The organism is Microbacterium halimionae (genome assembly GCF_011761265.1).
GTDB classification, from domain to species: Bacteria; Actinomycetota; Actinomycetes; order Actinomycetales; family Microbacteriaceae; genus Microbacterium; species Microbacterium halimionae.
This window is the reverse complement of record NZ_JAAOZB010000002.1, coordinates 190990-208055: the sequence shown is the minus strand read 5'-3', so window position 1 is coordinate 208055 and position 17066 is coordinate 190990. Positions and strand designations below refer to the sequence as shown.

Annotated in this window: 20 protein-coding genes and 1 tRNA gene; 8 read left to right on the top strand and 13 right to left on the bottom strand. The window is 64.4% G+C overall.

What is annotated here, in order from left to right; translation table 11 throughout:
• Nucleotides 1-39: 39 nt before the first annotated feature.
• Nucleotides 40-705 (bottom strand): response regulator transcription factor, encoded by a 666-nt coding sequence (locus FHS06_RS08730; protein ID WP_167048482.1) that lies wholly within the window; start codon nucleotides 703-705, stop codon nucleotides 40-42.
• Here FHS06_RS08730 and FHS06_RS08725 point away from each other — a divergent pair.
• From FHS06_RS08725 to FHS06_RS08715, 3 genes are read left to right on the top strand one after another with little or no spacing between them, the layout of a single operon-like run.
• Nucleotides 692-1024: a hypothetical protein gene (locus FHS06_RS08725; RefSeq protein ID WP_167048480.1), complete on the top strand. Its 333-nt coding sequence runs from the start codon at nucleotides 692-694 to the stop codon at nucleotides 1022-1024. The two genes, FHS06_RS08730 and FHS06_RS08725, sit on opposite strands and share 14 nt — an antisense overlap.
• 36 nt (nucleotides 1025-1060) lie before the next feature.
• A complete protein-coding gene (locus tag FHS06_RS08720) occupies nucleotides 1061-1240 on the top strand; it encodes a hypothetical protein (protein ID WP_167048478.1) in 180 nt (59 codons plus the stop codon).
• Nucleotides 1230-1934: a hypothetical protein gene (locus FHS06_RS08715; RefSeq protein WP_167048476.1), complete on the top strand. Its 705-nt coding sequence runs from the start codon at nucleotides 1230-1232 to the stop codon at nucleotides 1932-1934. Before FHS06_RS08720 ends, FHS06_RS08715 begins: the two co-directional genes overlap by 11 nt.
• A 22-nt stretch (nucleotides 1935-1956) precedes the next feature.
• Here the strand turns inward: FHS06_RS08715 and FHS06_RS08710 are convergent, their stop codons facing one another.
• Together FHS06_RS08710 and FHS06_RS08705 are read right to left on the bottom strand one after the other, a co-directional pair.
• Nucleotides 1957-2403, bottom strand: coding sequence for a hypothetical protein (locus tag FHS06_RS08710; protein ID WP_167048474.1), 447 nt, complete (start codon nucleotides 2401-2403; stop codon nucleotides 1957-1959).
• 140 nt (nucleotides 2404-2543) lie between these two features.
• A complete protein-coding gene (locus FHS06_RS08705; protein ID WP_167048472.1) occupies nucleotides 2544-2948 on the bottom strand; it encodes a Dabb family protein in 405 nt (134 codons plus the stop codon).
• A gap of 114 nt (nucleotides 2949-3062) precedes the next feature.
• Between FHS06_RS08705 and FHS06_RS14205 the strand changes: the two genes are divergently transcribed.
• From FHS06_RS14205 to FHS06_RS08680, 5 genes are all read left to right on the top strand, one after another.
• Entirely contained in the window at nucleotides 3063-3650 is a 588-nt protein-coding gene (locus FHS06_RS14205) for a TetR/AcrR family transcriptional regulator (protein WP_167048470.1), read from the top strand.
• A 161-nt stretch (nucleotides 3651-3811) separates the two neighbouring features.
• Nucleotides 3812-4267: a VOC family protein gene (locus tag FHS06_RS08695; RefSeq protein WP_167048468.1), complete on the top strand. Its 456-nt coding sequence runs from the start codon at nucleotides 3812-3814 to the stop codon at nucleotides 4265-4267.
• 41 nt (nucleotides 4268-4308) lie between these two features.
• Nucleotides 4309-4725 carry a DUF1761 domain-containing protein gene (locus FHS06_RS08690; protein WP_167048466.1) on the top strand — a complete coding sequence of 139 codons (417 nt, stop codon included), beginning with the start codon at nucleotides 4309-4311 and terminating at the stop codon, nucleotides 4723-4725.
• 25 nt (nucleotides 4726-4750) lie between these two features.
• Complete coding sequence (locus FHS06_RS08685) at nucleotides 4751-5785, top strand: aldo/keto reductase (RefSeq protein WP_167048464.1); 1035 nt, start codon at nucleotides 4751-4753, stop codon at nucleotides 5783-5785.
• Between the two features lie 13 nt (nucleotides 5786-5798).
• Nucleotides 5799-6353, top strand: a complete 555-nt coding sequence (locus FHS06_RS08680) for a YdeI/OmpD-associated family protein (RefSeq protein WP_167048462.1) — start codon at nucleotides 5799-5801, stop codon at nucleotides 6351-6353.
• 37 nt (nucleotides 6354-6390) lie between these two features.
• On the opposite strand, the gene FHS06_RS08675 is transcribed toward FHS06_RS08680, so the two are convergent.
• The 10 genes from FHS06_RS08675 to topA form a co-directional block, all read right to left on the bottom strand.
• Nucleotides 6391-7422: an acyltransferase family protein gene (locus tag FHS06_RS08675; RefSeq protein WP_167048459.1), complete on the bottom strand. Its 1032-nt coding sequence runs from the start codon at nucleotides 7420-7422 to the stop codon at nucleotides 6391-6393.
• Nucleotides 7419-8363: a D-alanine--D-alanine ligase gene (locus FHS06_RS08670; RefSeq protein ID WP_310734788.1), complete on the bottom strand. Its 945-nt coding sequence runs from the start codon at nucleotides 8361-8363 to the stop codon at nucleotides 7419-7421. The genes FHS06_RS08675 and FHS06_RS08670 overlap by 4 nt, the downstream gene beginning before the upstream one ends.
• Before the next feature lie 8 nt (nucleotides 8364-8371).
• A complete protein-coding gene (gene alr, locus FHS06_RS13990) occupies nucleotides 8372-9508 on the bottom strand; it encodes an alanine racemase (protein ID WP_243845427.1) in 1137 nt (378 codons plus the stop codon).
• A 340-nt stretch (nucleotides 9509-9848) separates the two neighbouring features.
• On the bottom strand, nucleotides 9849-10082 hold the full coding sequence (locus tag FHS06_RS13800; RefSeq protein WP_208388137.1) for a hypothetical protein: 234 nt from the start codon (nucleotides 10080-10082) through the stop codon (nucleotides 9849-9851).
• Nucleotides 10083-10091: 9 nt separating this feature from the next.
• Nucleotides 10092-10319 (bottom strand): MarR family transcriptional regulator, encoded by a 228-nt coding sequence (locus FHS06_RS13795; RefSeq protein WP_208388135.1) that lies wholly within the window; start codon nucleotides 10317-10319, stop codon nucleotides 10092-10094.
• 388 nt (nucleotides 10320-10707) lie between these two features.
• A tRNA-Thr gene (locus tag FHS06_RS08660) sits at nucleotides 10708-10783 on the bottom strand.
• A gap of 65 nt (nucleotides 10784-10848) precedes the next feature.
• Nucleotides 10849-12384: an alpha/beta hydrolase gene (locus FHS06_RS08655; RefSeq protein ID WP_167048455.1), complete on the bottom strand. Its 1536-nt coding sequence runs from the start codon at nucleotides 12382-12384 to the stop codon at nucleotides 10849-10851.
• Nucleotides 12381-13526: a DNA polymerase III subunit delta' gene (locus FHS06_RS08650; RefSeq protein WP_167050232.1), complete on the bottom strand. Its 1146-nt coding sequence runs from the start codon at nucleotides 13524-13526 to the stop codon at nucleotides 12381-12383. Before FHS06_RS08650 ends, FHS06_RS08655 begins: the two co-directional genes overlap by 4 nt.
• A 110-nt stretch (nucleotides 13527-13636) precedes the next feature.
• Entirely contained in the window at nucleotides 13637-14260 is a 624-nt protein-coding gene (gene tmk, locus FHS06_RS08645; protein WP_167048453.1) for a dTMP kinase, read from the bottom strand.
• Nucleotides 14257-16980: a type I DNA topoisomerase gene (topA, locus tag FHS06_RS08640; RefSeq protein ID WP_310734787.1), complete on the bottom strand. Its 2724-nt coding sequence runs from the start codon at nucleotides 16978-16980 to the stop codon at nucleotides 14257-14259. The genes tmk and topA overlap by 4 nt, the downstream gene beginning before the upstream one ends.
• Nucleotides 16981-17066 lie beyond the last annotated feature (86 nt).

Below are 17066 nucleotides of genomic sequence, written 5' to 3'. Positions count from 1 at the left end.
CGCTCGGACGCGGCCGTCGGGATACCGCCGCGATCTTCGTCATCGAGGTTCGCTCAGTCGGTATCCGGATCCCGGAACTGTCGCGACGATCTCCGGCTTTCCTAGCGCTCTCCGGAGGGTCGACATGGTGACTCGTGGCGCGCTGGTGAAGGGGTCGGCGTTCTCGTCCCACACCTTTTCGAGCATGGTCTCAGCGCTGACTACTCCGCCGTCCGCCTGCATGAGCAGATGCAGCACCGCGAACTGCTTGCGGGTGAGCTTCAGGTATCGGCCAGCCCGATACGCCTCTCGGCGGAATGGATCAAGTCGCAGGTCACCGAACTCGAGCACGGGCGGCGTCGCGGCCGTCGGTCGTCGTGCAAGCGCGTGCAACCTGACGATGAGCTCCTCCAGCTCGAACGGTTTGGTGAGGTAGTCGTCGGCGCCCAGTCCGAACCCGGTCATTTTGTCGGACAGTCGACTGGCCGCGGTCAACATGAGCACTCGCACCGTGGGATGCTCGCGGGAGATGATGTCGCAGACCTCATCTCCGTGGGTGCCCGGGATGTCGCGGTCGAGCACGACGACGTCGTAGTCGTTGACGCTGACACGCTCGAGTGCCTCGTCGCCATCGAGCACCACGTCGGCAGCGATCGCCTCGTGACGGAGCCCGTCCTGCAGCGCCTCTGCCAGGAACGGCTGGTCTTCGACGATGAGTACGCGCATCACGACCCTTTCGCGCTCGGTTGAAGCCTTCAGTGTGCCAGCTGGAGTATTGCAGAAATGTGTTGAAACGGCGCAACGCCGCTGCAATACCCGTGCTGATGAGCTTGCTCCCACAGCGCCCGTCGAACCGGCAGTCGTGGGAGGAATCATGGATCACCACTTTCACTGGCCGCTCGGCCGGCGCCGGGCACGTGCGACCGTTGTGCTTGTCGCGACGTTGACCGTGGGTCTAGCGGCCTGCGCGGTCAGCGACGGCAGGGCGAAGCTGCAGGAGCGCATCTCGACCGCGGCGACGGTCTTTCTCGATATTGACGCCTAGACCGCGGCCGACGGTTTCATCTCTGATGCGCAGTCGGTGTCTCCCTTCGATGAGGGCCTGCCAGCTGTTGACAACCTCGATGCCGAGCTGCGGTCAGCTGTCCAGGCGGCTGCTGTGGTGGCGGCCGCAGACGGGCAGCTGATGGTCATCACTTCGGGTTGGCGGAGCGGGCGCCGCCGCTACGGCCGATCTGCGCGAGGTCCACGTGGACCGTAACTCGCTTGTCGACGCGGCACGCACAGGCGGACTGTCCGTCACCGCGAGCGAACTAAATCTGCCCGCAATCGTTGGCGCCGAGATGAGAACCGGCCCCTGGCTGAACCCCGCTACCGCCGCACTGCCGACGACAGTGCTCGGTGCCGTTGCCGCGGAACGCCTCGGAGTGCGGGACGCCGGAACCCAGGTCTGGCTCGACGGCCAGAGCACCACCGTCGTCGGGATCCTCGAACCCGTTGCTCTCGCGCAAGAGCTGGATATCGCCGCGCTGGTGGGGATTCCGATCGCCCTCGCCGGATACGACGACTCGGGAAACCCCACCCGCGTCTACGAGCGCTCGCGCGATGCTGACGTGCTCGCCGTGAGGGAATTGCTCCCGCCATCCATCCAAGCGGCCGCCTCCGCAGACGTCGTCGTATCCCGACCCTCCGACGCCCTCGCCGCGCGCACGGCCGTTGATGACGTCTTCACCGAGTTGCTTCTGGCTCTGGGGTCCATCTCGCTCCTCGCCGGCGCAGCCTTGGGTGCGGCTGTGAGCGGTGCGATCGCCACCAGCAATGGATGGGTACCGGTGGTGCCTCTCTGGATCTTGGTCACCGCAGTCGCGGCCACCATTGCTATCGGAGCGATCGCCGGTCTGCATCCCGCCATCCGCGCCGCCCGTACGCCTCCGTCGGTCGCCTTGAGCTCCTGATTGCGTCCCGGCCGGACCGGGACTACCGGACGGCCGGGTCCGGGGCACCGACAGCGTTCTTGCTGAGTGTCCGCCAGGCCAGCCATCCACGGCACAGCACGTAGGCCGAGATGGTGGTGATGACCAGCCACCCATCGATCCAAGCGGTTGCCTGCGCTTCATTCGCACCGCCGACCGCCGCAGCGAATACTGTGACCGCCACCTTGTGGAGGAGGATCAGTTCCCATGCGCCTGCGATCTGACGCGGCCATATGGCGACCATGAGGTTCAAGGAGAGGAAGACCAGGAACCCGAAGGTGCGCCACGCTTCCACAACCAAAGTGTCAGGAGAGGCCTGCAGCAGCATGGTCACCCCGTAGATCAGCGCTCCAACCGTGAGTAGGGCGTTGAAGCCCATCAGGCTCCGACCAACTCGATCGGCCAGCACGGACCGCGGACCCTGGCTCGTCTCATTACGTACTGCACTCATGTCAATCACTTCTTTCTTGTCGTGCTCGACCAGGAACGTCCCGTCGAGCCGGTGTCGTGTTTCGATCAGTTGCGGGCGGTCGGTCGCCGCAAAAGGGTCCGACGATCGGCGAATCCCGGACCCCGACGGGGTGGACGAGTTCAGCTCTCCAGACCCGCGCCACGGAAGGCGGGGACCCCGCTGAGGAGGTCCACGATGGTGGGATTGTCGTCGTTGCGGCGCCGGTGCAGTTCTTCGATCTTGCTGCCGAGATCGGGGTCGTTGTCGTCGCTGACGTCAAAGATGTCGAGGCGTTCGACGAGTTCGAGGCCGATCGCATCGGTGGCGTAAGTAGCGGGGTGCGTCAGGTACTCGAAGAGACCGGCGAGGTCCTCGAGGACGAAGACACAGCTGTAGGCGTAGTCGCCTCCGTAATCCCGCCCTACGACGTAGGACTTCACGGACGGGATCGTCTCGCCCATCGTCCGCCACCCGGCAAGAGCAGCCTCGACTTGCTCGGGAGTCGTCGTGGGCTTCAGCGTTGCGCGATTGATGTGGAAGATCATAATTCCTCGTTTCCTAACGTTGTTAGAAGTTCTAACGCTGTTAGACTGGCATGCATCGGAGCGGTTGTCAACGCAGGACCAGATATCGTTCGAGATGACGGAGAGGCGGGTGAAGTGCCTGGTAGCGAACGACGGGATCGGGAGAAGGTCGTAGTGCGCGGACGGATACTGGCAGCGGCGTTACAGCTGCTCGAGACCGAGGGGGCGCCTGGCGTGACCATGCGCCGCGTGGCCGAGGCGGTCGATTATACGGCGCCGATCATCTACCAGCATTTCGCCAATAAGGACGCCCTGATCGGTGAGCTCGTGCGGCAGGGGTACGACGAGCTCGTGCGACGACTGGAGACTGCATCGCACGATGCGGACATCGACGCTCGCCTAGCCGCGGCCGCCTCGGAGTACCTGCGATTCGCGGGTGAGAACGCGCACCTCTTCGAAGCAATGAACGGCACCGCGCTCGGTGCCGCCGAGCGCAGGGCCGCTGCGGAGTCCGTCATCGGTGTCCTGTCGAAGCTCATCGACGACTGGGCCGAGACCCATCAGGTCACACTCGAGGTCCCCCAGGCCTACGAAATCATCTGGGGCACGCTGTACGGTATCGCAGCGCTCGGACGCCTCGAGTCGATCGGGCAGGCGCGGGCACGGCGACTCGGAGTGAACGCTTTGCGGCTCCTGCTGAGCGGCTGGCGTTCCATCTCCTAGGCGTGGCCGGTTCACATCTTCACCCATGGCTCAGCGGAGTGTCGGGAGCGATTTCGTCGTGATCTTTGCGCCCTAGGTCCGGTCTAGGACAGTAACGGACCTACACGGCTGGGAGAGTGAATGCATCAGGCCGAAACGGCCCCTTCACTCAAGGAGCAGAGATGACCATCCAGACCACCACCCACCTCAACTTCCGAGGCGACGCACGCCAGGCGCTGGAGTTCTACCAGTCCGTCTTCGGCGGCCACGCGGTCATCAACACCTACGCCGACTTCGGCATGCCCGCCGACATCCCCGGTTCGGACAAAGTCGTGTTCGGCCTCGTCGCCGCCGAGAACGGCTTCCAAATCATGGGCTACGACATCCCCGGCCAAACCGACGGCGGCATCGCCGGCGGCGGCTCGACCCGACGGGAGAACAACACCACCATCACCGACCAAGCCCTGTTCGTGTCGATCGGATCCGACACCCTCGACGAACTCCAGAGCTACTGGAACGCACTGTCGGCCGACGCGACCATCATCGAGCCCCTGGCCGCATCGGCATGGAGCGCCGGCTTCGGCATGCTCACCGACCGCTTCGGCGTCACCTGGAGCATCAACGTCACCACCGCCTGAACTCCCCTATCCGTTTCAGATCACTTTCCTGAGGAGCACCCGTGCTTACTGTCCTGTCCGACATCAATTGGCTTGCTGTCATTGTCGCCACCATCGTCTTCGCCGTGCTCGGCGGCCTCTACTTCACCGTCATCGTCGCGCGCCCCTACAAGGTCGCCCTCGGTAACGAGAACCGCGAGCTACCTAAACCAGGCATCCTCTTCATCGTCGGGCCGCTGATCGCGAGCCTTCTTGTCGTCATTACGAGCGCCATCCTGCTGCGCGCACTCGAGATCGACACTTTGGGCGATGGCATCGTGTTCGGCCTCGTCGTCTCGATCGGCTACCTCGTCGCTCAGACACTGACAATCGCCATCAACCCGAACTTTCCCCGTCCGTTGCTGTACACACTCATCAACGCCCCGTACTTCATCATCTGCACCGTCGCCGCGAGCATCATCCTCACCCTCTGGCAGTGACTGACGCACCGAGCGGAGCGCGGCTATGAAAATGCGAACCCTTGGGCGCACCGGCCTGCAGGTCAGTCCCTACTGCCTAGGCACGATGATGTTCGGGCCGGCAGGCACACCCGATCCCGATGACTGCGCCCGCATCTTGCACCGCGCGCTCGACGCGGGTATCAACTTCATCGACACTGCCGATGTGTATGGCTGGGGCCAGACCGAAGTCATCCTCGGCGAGGCGCTGAAAGGTCGTCGCGACGACGTCATCCTCGCGACGAAGTTCAGCGGGCCGATGGGCGACGACCCCAACCGTCGCGGCGCGTCCCGGCGGTGGATCGTCACTGCGGTCGAGGACTCGCTACGACGGCTGCAGGTCGACCACATCGACCTCTACCAGATCCACCACTTCGACCCGGCGACTGATCTCGAAGAGACTCTGTCCGCCCTCACTGATTTGGTGGCCGCGGGCAAGGTCCGCGCGATCGGATCGTCGAGCTTCTTGGGATCGGACATCGTCGAAGCTCAATGGATCAGCGAGCGACGAGGTCTCGGGCGCCTGAGGACGGAACAGCCCAGCTACTCCATCCTCGCCCGCGGCATAGAGCGCGAGGTCCTGCCCGTCTGCGATAGGTACGGCATGGGTGTTCTCACGTGGAGCCCGCTCGCCTGGGGCCTGCTGACCGGCAAGTACCGGGCCGACAACGACAGGTCTCTCTCGCCGGGACGGGCCCTATGGGGTCCGCGTCACATGAGCGACCTGAACAAAGCCGCGACGATCGAGCAGCTCGCGCCTGCCGCAGACGAGGCCGGCATCTCGATGACACACCTCGCGATGGCCTTCGTCATGGCGCACCCGTCCGTGACCTCTGCCATCATCGGACCCCGCACCCTGGAGCAGCTCGACGACCTCCTCGCCGGCGCCGATATCAGCCTCGACGACGATCTGCTCGACCGGATCGACGAGATCGTCCCGCCGGGCACCGACGTCGGATTCAGCGAAGTCGGGTACGTCCCACAATCGTTGTCCGACACCAGCCTGCGTCGCCGCGCCGAGCACGATCGCGCCGCGGAATGAGGACAGTCAGACGATGAAACCGGATGACCTGACCGTGCGCGACGCGGATGCGTGGCGATCGTGGCTGAACGAGCACGAGGATACGAGCGACGGGGTGTGGCTGACCCTTTCCAAGAAAGGATCCTACGTCCCGACTTCGCTGACCTATGCTCAAGCGCTCGATGAGGCGCTCTGCAGCGGCTGGATCGATGGCCGGAAGAACGCCGTAGACGCCGCGACCTACCGTCAGCATTTCACTCCACGCCGACCGAGGTCCATGTGGTCGCAGCGGAATGTGGAGCTCGTCGCAGGACTCATCGCCCGCGGTCGAATGCGCGCCCGCGGGTTCGCCGAAATCGAACGAGCCCAAGCTGACGGGCGCTGGGATCGGGCATACGCAGGCTCGGCAACCATCGACGTCCCCGAAGATCTGCTTTCTGCTCTTCGGGACCAACCTGGCGCGGAAGCCGCGTTCCTCACGCTGAGCAGATCGGCTCGGTACCCGATTCTGCTCGACGTCGTCAACGCACGCACCGACGCAGTGCGAGCCGCACGGATCGCTCGCCACGTCGCCCAGCTTGCGGGATGAGCGTTTCTCAGAGAACTAGTCACAGGTGGGCGGCCGCTCATTGAGACCGCGGTGATGATGCCCGGTCGATAAGCAGGAGCGGATCGAAGAGCACCCCGAGCCCCACTCGCTGGAGGCCCGCGTGCACCGCGAGGCAGATTGCGATCACGACCGCCGTGAGCACCATCGGCCAGACGACCTCGACCACCGGAGTTGCGGCCCAGCCCCCTGTGCGCAGCGCGCCATCGATCAGGGCGAGCGGGATCATATGGATCACGTAGATCGGCAGCGTGCGCTGTCCCACCCACCGCAACGGCCGGGCGACGACACGCACGTGTCGGTCGATCATCGCGCAGGCCGCGACACCGAACGCGACCGCCACGATGGCAAGAAGCGGCCACACACCGGTCCGCTGACGTATTCCCAACATCCCGACCGCACCGAGAGCCGCGACATACGCCGCTCCGAGCATGACAGTCCGAAGCAGAGAAGCTCCCGCTGCGAACCGCTCGATAGCGGCCCTCAACCGCAGCCCCGCGAGGAAGAAGAACAGGTTCTGCACGACCTGCCAGAAGTTGCCGAGGTCGGGGAGGAGACCCGCCGCCGCGACGGCCGCGATCACGAACGCGCCAGGCAGCAACACGACAGTCGGCGCGTGCCGCACCAGGCGGGCGACGAGCAGGTACACCGCAAGCGCGAGTAAATACCACAGGTTCGTAGGACTTATCGTGAGCTGCGCGAGCAGCTGCCACCCGTTCTCGGCGCTGGCAGTGTCGAAGTCTGGCGTGAGCGCGAGCACGAACGTCTGGATCACGACCCAGACGACATAGACCGCGGCCAGGCGGCCGGCGCGACGTCGCCAGGAGTTGCCGTCGGCAGCGTTCACGGCGCGGCCGGCGAACATCCCCGAGATCAGAAAGAACAATGGCATCCGCAGGGGCAGCAACTGTGCGTTGAGCGTCGCCCAGGCATGGGTGATCGCCCCCGCTCTGTCGGCGTCGATCGCGTGCTTCGTCATCACGTGCCACAGCACCACGAGGGTGATGCAGATTCCCTTAGCGACATCCGGCCAGCCGACGCGCGCGGTCACCCCTCCGGCACCTCGGCGGCGCGAACGAGGCGCGTCACCAGGTCGACGTACGACACGTCGGCCGCTGCGAACATGCGGGGCACCTGCGATGCCGCGGTCATCCCCGGCATCGTGTTGACCTCGTTCAGCACCGGCCCCTCGGCAGTGAGGAAGAAGTCCATCCTCGCGACGCCGGCGCAGCCCAAAGCGTCAAACATGGACAGCGCGGCGCGCGCGAGCGAAGTCGTTTCAGCAGCCCAGAGTCTCGCCGGCACCGTGAACCGCGCACTGCCGCCGTACTTCGTGGCGGTGTCGAAGAGCCCCGTTGTGTGAATCTCCAGGGGTGGGGCTGCCCAGCGCACCCCGCCGCCCTCGCGGATGACGGCAACGTCGATCTCCCTGCCCTGCATCACCTCCTCGACGAGGATCCGCCGATCGAATCGCGCGGCCGCCCGCATCGCCGCACCGAGCTCGGCTTCCTCGCGCACGAGCGAGACGCCGTAGCTCGATCCGGCCGACACGGGCTTCACGACCACGGGGCCATCGAAAACGGCATCCCCGCAATCGGCCGCATTGACGACCCGGCCCCGGGCCGTGCGCAGTCCCGCAGCGGCGGCGACGAGCTTCGTCGCCCACTTGTCCATGCCGATCGCTCCCGCGCGCGGACCGGACCCGACCACGCGAACCCCGGCGAGAGCGCACAAAGCGGCGAGCACGCCGTCTTCCCCGAGCGCTCCATGCACTGCAGGGAATACGACGTCGGCCGCAGCGATCAGCGGCATGGCGAGTGCGAGAGATTCCGCGGCGGTGGCGCCCTCCGAGACGCCCGCCACCTCCCAAACGCCCTCCTGCGAGATCGTCACCGTGCTGACGTCGTAGCCCCGGACCCGCAGCGCCTCGGCTACCGCGGCCGCCGAGGCGAGCGAGACGTCGTGCTCGGGGTTCTGCCCTCCGCCAATCACTAGCACCCTCACGCGATCGCCCTCTCGACCCTCGGACCGATGCCCGTGACGACGGTATGCGGGATGCTTCCAGCCCACCTCGCCCACTCCTGCACGCTCGGCACCGCACCGCCCTCCGGGCCGAAGACCACCGCTGTCGCGCCTCGAGGTACGGTCAGATCGCCGGTGTCGACGACGATCTGATCCATCGACACCCGCCCGACGATCGGGCATCGGATGCCGTCGATCGCGACGGCCGCGCCCAGCGCCAGCTCGCGCGGGATGCCGTCGGCATAACCGACGCCGATCACGCTGAGGCGGGTCATGCCCTCGGTCACGTACGCCCCGCCGTACCCGACGGGGGTTCTCGCAGGCACGGTGCTGCTGTGCACGACCGACGCCGTCAGCAGCGCAGCCCCCTGCAACGACACCGTCTCGGACGGGTCGATGCCGACGAGCCCGGCGCCGACGCGAACCATGTCGAAGTGCGTCGCCGGATCCGTCAGCGTGCCCGACGTCGCCGCGAGGTGCACGATCAGCGGACCGAACCCTGCGCGCAGCACGGCATCCCTCGCCTGGCACGTGCGCAGCACCGCCGGGGCGTTGATCGCAGGGTCGGCGGCGTCGGCGTCTGGAAGGTGCCCCATTACGCCGACCACCTCAATGCGACCGCGTCCAGAACGCGCCGTCCGCAGTAGTTCGGCCCAGTCCTCGAGCCGCACGCCGCCACGCGACATGCCGGTGTCCATATGCAGGTGCACACGCACGCGTCCATCAGGCAGCGACGACGCATCGGCGATCAGCTGTCGCAGCTCGTCGACGGAGCCGACCGCGACATCGACGCGATCCGCAATGACCTGCGCGACGTCGACCCCCGCCGGGTTCAGCCATGCGAGGATCGGCACCTCGACGCCCGCATCACGAAGCTCTGCGGCATCCTTGGCATCGGTCACGCCGAGCCATTCGGCGCCGGCGCCGATCGCGGCGAGGGCGACGGGGACTGATCCGAGACCGTATCCATCGGCCTTCACGACCGCCATGAGGCGGGCATGGGTGGCCAACCGCATCCGCTCGACGTTCGCCGCGACCGCACTGGGGAGCGTGTGGAGAGTCGGTGCGTGCATGCGCGAGAGCGTGGGGCGCGGAGTCGTGAGCGCGGTCATCATCGCTCAGTCCTCAGGTCCACGGTCGGGTTCTCGGCGGCGGCGAGCAAAGCGACACCGATGACGGCGGTGAGGCGTCGCTGTCTGAGGCCTGTGTGTGTGTTCATGTTCTCAGTCAAGAAGGCGGCCTGTTGCGGCGGCGTATGCGCTTTTGCATATGCTGCCGATATCTCGGGGTGCGCGAGCTCTGAGCACATGGGAGCTGCGTCGTGAAAGTGCTTATCGTCGAGGAACCAGCTCCTACGACCTCGCCGTACTCGACCGAGATATCCCCGTCCCTCGAGAGACGGTGTCGCCCGCTCGATCATCGCCTCGGGCAACGGGCTAACCAGAACGAGCCCCGTCAGGGGTGATCGACCGGACGAGGGAGCGTCCCGTTGTCGATGAGCTGGTCGTAGATCCGCTCCATGATCCCGGCAAGCTGCTCTAGATCATCCGGGGCGAGCGCATCTAAGAAGCCCGACTTCACGAGCGCAACGTGAGATGGGGTCGCCGCACGGGGCGCCCGCCATCCCGCCTCTGTTATACGCACGTCGGTTGCGCGTCGATCATCGGTTGCGGTGCTCGTTTCAAGCAACGATCGTTGTTACATCCGCCGCGCGTGGTGCGAGACGCGGCTTCGCTCCCACCCCAGGCGGGTCGCCAGCGCCGCGACGCGCAGTTTTCCTTCGGGATCGCTTGTCAGCGCGACCAGAACGTCATAATCGGGAAGCGACATGTTGCTGTCCGCTTGAAGCTGGCGATTCATCTCATAGACCAGCCTGAGTTGCACCTTCATGTAGGCGCACCAGGCGCGCACCTGTTCTTCGCTCATCAGCGAATAAGGGGACCCTGGCGGGACTGCGGCCGCTTCCGATGTGCTCACACGACTTCCTGTTGCCGTGAATCTATGATTCTCCCGCGTCGCCGTAAGTCGTCATAATCCGCCCGAGCGGCTCCGCAGGCCCATCCGAAAGTCTCCGCCAGAAACCTGTGAGCGAAGGTGACTGCCATGGCTCCCTCCCCAACGGCTGACGCGACTCGTTTGATGGAGTTCCGACGCACGTCGCCGGCCGCTTCGAGTGGATTCGGGCCTGTTCGCGACGACCCGCACGGCTTCACTGAGCTCGAATGTGGGAGCAAAGTGTGGGCAGCGCCCCATTCGGACAGGGCGGAACGGGCTCGACAACCGCACAATCATGCGGATATTTGGCCCTGGGAGTTGGAGCCACCTAAGGGAATCGAACCCTTGACCTATTCATTACGAGTGAATCGCTCTGCCGTCTGAGCTAAGGTGGCGCGCGTAGCTTGCGCTATGCACGATCATCGATCTTACATGCCCAAACGAACACCCGCGAACCGAACTATTCGCAGACAACATCTTCCGCTGGCACGTCACCTGTCAAAAAGTAGTTTTCGACAATGTCGTCCACACACGTGTTGCCCTTGTTGTAACCCGTGTGCCCCTCGCCCACGCGCGTGACGAGCACGCCTGACTCAAGCTGATCAGCGAGCGCCACCGACCACTCGTAGGGTGTAGCCGGGTCGTTCGTCGTCCCGACAACCACGATTGGAGCAGCGCCCGCCGCTGTGATCTCTTCGCGCACGCCCGTGGCTGGGTAAACCCATTCCTCACACTGATCTGGTCCCGACCAGTACGGGGCAATCGTTGGAGCATCGGCTTCGAGACGTGCCTGCGCGGCAGCTTTCTCATCGGCCGTGTAGTCAAGCGGATAGTCCATGCAGTTGTAAGCCGCGAAGGCCTCAGTGGAGTTGTCGGTATACACGCCGTCTTCGCGTGCGTAGTAGAAGTCGGCGAGTACGAAAGCGACGCTCGGGTCGCCCGCCAGAGCGCTCGTCAACGCGGTGGTGAGATATGGCCAGCTGCCCTGCGAATACAGCGCCGCGATGATTGCTGTCATCAGCGAACTCGAGCCGAGCATCCGGCCATCTGCGTTTGCAAGCGGTGAGCGGTCCACACTCGCGAGGAGCGTGCCGAGGTCTGCCATTGCATCATCGACTGTGCCAGCGAACGGGCAGTCTTCCCCAGCGAGGCAGTCGGCCATGTAAGCACGAAGCGCCGACTCAAAGCCGATGCCCTGAGTTGTGCCGACGTCGAGGCCAGAAACAGCCGGATCGATAGCGCCGTCAAGCACGAGTCGGCCAACATTTTCGGGGAAGAGCTTCGCGTACGTCGCGCCGAGGAACGTGCCGTACGAATAGCCGAGGTAGTTGAGTTGGTCATCACCAAGCACACCCCGCAAGAGGTCCATGTCGCGCGCGGAATTCTCGGTCGTGATGTAGGGAAGGATGCCGTCACTGTTGGCATCGCAGGCCGCCGCAAAGTCAGCGTTCGCCGCATCCAGTTCGGCCGTCCACTCGTCGCTTCCGCGCGCGCCCGTTGGCAGATCGTAGAGATACGCATCCATCCCGGATGCGTCATAGCAACTGACCGCTGTCGAATCCCCCACCCCACGCGGGTCAAACCCCACGACGTCGTAAGACACCTGCAGGTCGGCACCGACCGAGTAATCGAGCGAGTCGCGCACAAGCGCCACGCCGCTCGCGCCGGGTCCTCCTGGGTTTACGAGAAGAGATCCCAGCGGATCAGTGCCTGTCGCAGTGTGCCGAATGATAGCGAGATCGATATCGCCAGCTGAGGTGTCGCTCCAATCGAGTGGAGCGGTGACTGTCGCGCACTCGAAGACGTCACTGCACTCGGTCCACTCCACAGCCTGCTCATAGTAGGGCAGCAGCTCAGCGGCAACACCCGATGTCGAAGGAGCACGAGTGGGTGCTGGTGTGGAGTCTTGCTTGAATGAGCAGCCAGACAAGGCCACGGCCACAACCGCACCCCCTGCAACGAGCGCAAGAGCCGAACGACGAAGCGAAAAAGTCATGGGGTTCTCCCGGTCGCAACAGTGATGAACAAACTCTCTAGCGCGAGAGCGGGGGCAGCGTTCTGCTCAAGGTGACGCCGCGTCGTGGCAATCTCATCGAGCACAGCCAGAGTGCGAGTGGGTGGCCAAGCCAGGGCAACCGCGTGAAGAGGGTCCGCAAGCTCAATGTTGATGAGCCCCTCTGTGCGACCGAACTGCATCATGACCACGTCACGAAACAGTGCCTGCAAGTCGGTGAGGACGCGGTCGATTCCATCGCGAAGACTTCGCGTGGCGCGCCGCTTCTGCTCGTCGGCAAGTGCGTTGACCTGTGCGCGCACTCCGGGAGGCACAGCTGCGCCTTCCGGCACTCCCACTGTGCGCAGCAGCTGAGCGCGCTCAGAATCATCACGCTCCGCAGTCAGAGTCTTCGCGTCTTCGGTCGCGGCCTTCACGACCTGAGCTGCAACCTCGACCGCGTCGGCCACACCGCGCACCCCGAGCACAGAGCGCAAGGTGTCATTTCGACGGTCTCGGGCTGCGGCATCCGTCGCGAGTCGCTGCGCCATTCCAATGTGACGCTGAGCGTGACGGGCTGATTGTTCGGCGACAGCAGGATCGGCGCCAGTGCGTTCGACGATGAGGCGCGCTACGTCAGCGATCTCCGGTTCACGCAACCGCAGCGTGCGCACGCGTGATCGAATCGTAGGCAAGAGGTCGGCGTCGCTCGGGGCGCAGAGCACCCACACAGTGCGCTCTGGCGGCTCTTCGAGCGCCTTCAGCAACACGTTGGACGTGCGCTCGGCCATGCGATCAGCGTCTTCGACAATGATCACGCGGTATCGCCCAACCGACGGCGAAAAGTAGGCGCGCTCCACCAGCTTGCGAGCTTCTTCGATGCGGATGATCACCTGCTCGGTGCGAAGAGCTGTGAGGTCTGGATGGGTGCGCGCGATCACCTGGCGCATGGCCGCTGTGTCACCGGGCTCAGCGATCAGGGCCGCCGCGAACGCGTACGCAAGAGTTGAACGCCCGGAGCCCGGAGGACCGGTAATAAGCCACGCGTGGGTGAGAGCGGACGGGTCGGATGCTGCCGCACGCAGAGTGGCGACGGCATCCGTTTGCCCCCACACAGCACCCCAGGGCACATCACCGAGCGACATATTGGGCGCCCCAGCGGGCGACACCGTCGGGGTGGGAGCATCCATGCCGACCAGCCTACTGTCGACCGCTGACGTTCCTCCCCGAGCGGAGCAGCGCTGGAGAATCGCCCCTAGAGGAGCGCCGTCATGCGCTGTTGAATCTCGCGAGAAATGTCGGCCGGGTCGCGACTTGCGTCCACGACCAGAAAGCGTTCCGGCTCGGCTTCAGCGAGCGATAGGAATGCGTGCCGCACCCGCGCGTGGAAGTCGGCCTTCTCAGCTTCAAGCCTGTCGAAGGGTTTGTCTGCGGCATCTAAACGCTCGCGGGCGGCCACCGGGTCAAGATCGAGCAGCACGGTAATGTCGGGCAGCGCGTTCTCTGTCGCCCAGAGTGACAACGAACGAACCTCTGCGGGGTCGAGTACACGTCCCGCGCCCTGGTACGCAACCGATGAGTCCAGGTAGCGGTCTTGCAACACCACATCGCCGCGCTCAAGCGCTGGGCGCACCACCGTTGCGACGTGGTGGGCGCGATCAGCCGCGTAAAGCAGCGCTTCGGCGCGGGGCGCGACATCGCCGCGATGGTGGAGCACGATCTCGCGGATCAGCGTGCCGACCTCGCTGCCGCCGGGCTCGCGGGTGCGTACAACAGTGCGGCCCTTCGAGCCCAACCACGCCTCAAGCAGCGCCGCCTGAGTCGTCTTGCCGACTCCGTCGCCGCCCTCGAGCGTGATCCACACCCCTCGGTCAGTCACTTTTTCTTCGCGGTGGTCTTGCGAGCTGTCGTTTTGCGGGCTGTGCGTTTCGGGGCAGGCCCCTTGGCGCGCTTATCTGCCAACAGCTGCTTGGCGCGTTCGAAATCGACGTCATCGGGAGTCTCGCCACGAGGAATCGTCGCGTTCGTCTCGCCATCAGTCACGTAGGCACCGAAACGGCCATCTTTGATCTTGATCGGCTTGCCGCTAACCGGGTCGGCGTCGAACTCTTTCAGGGCACTCGAGGCGCGGCGCGCACCGTACTTCGGCAGCTTGTAAACCTCGACGGCCTCTTCGACAGTGATGTCGAAGATCTGCTGTTCGCTATCGAGCGAGCGCGAGTCAGCGCCCTTTTTGAGGTACGGACCATAGCGGCCGTTCTGGGCCGTGATCTCTTCGCCCGACTCCGGGTCCTTGCCGACCACGCGAGGTAGGTCGAGCAGCCGCAGCGCAGTTTCGAGATCGACGCTGTCGACCGACATGCTCTTGAAGAGCGACGCGGTGCGAGGCTTAGGCGCCGCGGTCTTTTTTGTCGCCTTCTTCTTCGGCGCAGATTCGGTGACTTCGCCCGTTGCTTCGTCTACCGCCTCAGGCTCTTCAGGCTCGAGCTCTTGCACGTACGGGCCGAAGCGGCCGTCCTTAACGACAACCAGCTTCCCGTTCTCGGGGTTCTCTCCGAGCACGCGGTCGCCCGCGACGGGAGCATCGATGAGCTCCTGCGCCTTGGCGGGTGTCAGCTCATCCGGAGCAAGCTCTTCTGGCACATTGACGATGCGCGCCTTGGCCTCTGGATCGGTCGCATCTGGCACTTCGAGGTAGGGACCGTACTTACCGAACCGCAGAGTCGCGACGTCGCCGATCGGCGTCGAGTTGAGCTCTCGCGCATCGATCTCACCGAGGTTGTCAACGATGTTCCGAAGCCCCACGTGCCCCTCAGAGCCGAAGTAAAACTCCTTCAGCCACGACGTCCGCTGTTGCTCACCACGGGCAATCGCGTCGAGGTCATCTTCGAGCGCCGCCGTGAAGTCATAGTCGACAAGGTCGGCAAAGTGCTCTTCGAGAAGGCGTACAACGCTGAATGCGAGCCAGCTCGGAACGAGCGCCTGACCGCGTTTACTGACGTAGCCACGGTCGAGGATGACGTCGATGATGCTCGCGAACGTCGAGGGGCGACCAATGCCCTTTTCTTCCAGCGCTTTCACGAGGCTCGCCTCGGTGTAACGCGGCTTCGGCGTGGTTGCGTGGCTCTTCGCTTCAACGTCTTTCACGCCGAGCACATCGCCGACGGCGAGAGCCGGGAGCGACTGATCGGATGCCCGATCGGCATCGCTTCGCTTCTCGTCACTGCCTTCTTCGTACGCCTCGAGGAATCCCTTGAACGTGTAAACGGTGCCGGAGGCTGTGAATTCAGCCTTCTTGCCGCCGGCTTCGACGGCCATCGTGACTGTCGTCGTTTCATACTTGGCATCGGACATCTGGCTTGCGACAGTGCGCTTCCAGATGAGGTCATAGAGGCGCTGCTCGTCACGGTCGAGACTGCTGGCGACCGAGCTTGGGGTGCGGAAATGCTCACCCGACGGACGAATTGCCTCGTGGGCCTCTTGAGCGTTCTTCGACTTGCTGCGGTACACCCGGGGGTTCGCCGGAACGGCACGGTCGCCGTAGAGCGCCACGGCCTGCTCGCGGGCCGCCGTGATCGCCTGCGTCGACAGCGACTGCGAGTCGGTACGCATATAGGTGATGAAACCTTTTTCATACAGCCGCTGAGCAACGCTCATCGCGTGCTTCGCACTCATCGAGAGCTTGCGACCGGACTCCTGCTGCATTGTCGAGGTCGTGAACGGGGCCTTCGGGCTGCGTGTGCCGGGCTTTGCCTCAACGCTCGAAACGGATGCCTCACCCGCGGTGATGACAGCAGCGGCAAGCTCCTGGGCGTCTTTTTCGCTGAGAACGAGCACAGCCTTTTTGAGCTGACCGGAGTCGTCGAAGTCGGTGCCACGCGCAAGCTGAGCCCCGTCTACCCGCACGAGACGAGTGGAGAAGGCATCCGTGCCTTTCAGCGCAAGAGCTTCGATGTCCCAGTACGACGCTGAGACGAACGCCATACGTTCGCGTTCGCGTTCGACAACCAGCCTCGTTGCGGCTGACTGCACGCGTCCGGCGCTGAGAGCTGCGCCTTCGCGACCCGAACCGACCTTGCGCCAGAGCACCGGGGAAACATCCCACCCGAACAGACGGTCGAGTACGCGGCGAGTTTCTTGAGCGTCAACGAGCGCGAGATCAAGCTCTCGCGTGTTCTCGGCGGCCGCTTTGATGGCGTCTTTGGTGATCTCGTGAAAGACCATGCGCTTGACAGGAACCTTCGGCTTCAGCACCTCGAGCAGATGCCACGCGATGGCCTCGCCTTCGCGGTCCTCATCAGTAGCGAGCAACACTTCGTTGGCGGTCTTCACCGCCCGCTTCAGCTCAGCGACAGTCTTCGTCTTGCGGTCGTTGACCACGTAATAGGGGTCAAAATCATTGTCGACATCGATCGAGTACTTGCCGTACGCCGCCTTTTTGTCGGCGGGGATGTCTTTCTTGCTGGCCAAGTCGCGGATATGACCGACAGAACTCAACACCTCATAGCCATCGCCGAGGTACCCCTGGATGGAGGTCATTTTTGTGGGCGACTCTACGATGACGAGTTTCTTGCCCTGAGCCTTGCTGCCGGTAGCCACGTGTGGTCCTTTCTTCGTTGCACACCATACACACCACAGACTGTGACCTCAGCGCATCGCCGCACCAGGTTCGCCCCGCGCGCAAT

Coding starts and splice junctions, on each gene's coding strand:
- alr (WP_243845427.1), bottom strand. CDS start 9,508: ATGATGACCGCGCTCACGACTCCGCGCCCCACGCTCTCGCGCATGCAC.
- FHS06_RS08710 (WP_167048474.1), bottom strand. CDS start 2,403: ATGAGTGCAGTACGTAATGAGACGAGCCAGGGTCCGCGGTCCGTGCTG.
- FHS06_RS08725 (WP_167048480.1), top strand. CDS start 692: ATGAGTACGCGCATCACGACCCTTTCGCGCTCGGTTGAAGCCTTCAGT.
- FHS06_RS08680 (WP_167048462.1), top strand. CDS start 5,799: ATGAAACCGGATGACCTGACCGTGCGCGACGCGGATGCGTGGCGATCG.
- FHS06_RS08685 (WP_167048464.1), top strand. CDS start 4,751: ATGAAAATGCGAACCCTTGGGCGCACCGGCCTGCAGGTCAGTCCCTAC.
- FHS06_RS08730 (WP_167048482.1), bottom strand. CDS start 705: ATGCGCGTACTCATCGTCGAAGACCAGCCGTTCCTGGCAGAGGCGCTG.
- FHS06_RS08650 (WP_167050232.1), bottom strand. CDS start 13,526: ATGTCGCTCGGTGATGTGCCCTGGGGTGCTGTGTGGGGGCAAACGGAT.
- FHS06_RS13795 (WP_208388135.1), bottom strand. CDS start 10,319: ATGAGCGAAGAACAGGTGCGCGCCTGGTGCGCCTACATGAAGGTGCAA.
- FHS06_RS08695 (WP_167048468.1), top strand. CDS start 3,812: ATGACCATCCAGACCACCACCCACCTCAACTTCCGAGGCGACGCACGC.
- FHS06_RS08655 (WP_167048455.1), bottom strand. CDS start 12,384: ATGACTTTTTCGCTTCGTCGTTCGGCTCTTGCGCTCGTTGCAGGGGGT.
- FHS06_RS08705 (WP_167048472.1), bottom strand. CDS start 2,948: ATGATCTTCCACATCAATCGCGCAACGCTGAAGCCCACGACGACTCCC.